Origin of the sequence: Paenarthrobacter nitroguajacolicus (genome assembly GCF_029952445.1) — a bacterium.
Taxonomy (GTDB): Bacteria; Actinomycetota; Actinomycetes; order Actinomycetales; family Micrococcaceae; genus Arthrobacter; species Arthrobacter nitroguajacolicus_B.
In genome coordinates this window covers 1-731 of sequence record NZ_JAQPPK010000072.1, presented here as the reverse complement: position 1 = coordinate 731, position 731 = coordinate 1, and the positions used below count along the sequence as shown (strand labels likewise).

Below are 731 nucleotides of genomic sequence, written 5' to 3'. Positions count from 1 at the left end.
TCAGCCACAGCTCGTTCGGTGCCGCGGCGGTGAAGTCCCTCTCGACCAGGTCGTCATGAACTGGCGGCCCGGGTCTGCGGTTCAGGCCGCGCTTCTTCGAGAACACCGACCAGATTCCATGATCCTTGCATAGACGTTGGACCCTGTTCTCACCCGCTGTGATGCCCTTCTCCGGAAGTTCATCGGCGATAAACCGGTAACCGAATGCCGGGTCGTCAGCATGGATATTCAAGGCGGCGTTGACCAGGTGCGCATCTACCCAGTCCCGTTCCGTCACCGGGCTGGCCCTCCACCGGTAATAGCCTTGCTTGCTGAATCCCAACACCCTGCAGGTCACCGCCACTGGAACACCGTAGGCGGCAAGGTCCGTGACCAGCGGGTAGATCATTTTGGGTTAATGTCCCTGGCCAAATAGGCCGCCGCCCGACGGATCTCATTCTCCTGCTCCAACAGGCGGTTCCGCTTCTTCAGCTCCCGCACCTCGGCCGACTCCACCAACGCCGGGCCAGCCCCGGATCCTTTACGTTCGGCAATGGCAATCCAACGCTTCAAGGTCGTGACCGACAGCCCGAAATCCTTCGCAATCTGCGCCAGCGGCGCTTCGCCCTTGCGGGCCACATCAATAACATCCTGGCGGAACTCCGCCCCATAAGCCGTCGGCATGGTCAACATCCTTCCACGAGCACAAGCTCGCTAGGTCAAGGAGTCAACAAAACCGGGGGCAGTCCCGG

1 pseudogene is annotated in these 731 nt (G+C 61.0%); it reads right to left on the bottom strand.

The annotated features are described in order from the left end of the window. Positions 1-663 (bottom strand): annotated as a pseudogene (locus tag PJL15_RS22560) (IS3 family transposase); the annotation flags it as partial. Positions 664-731: the final 68 nt, after the last annotated feature.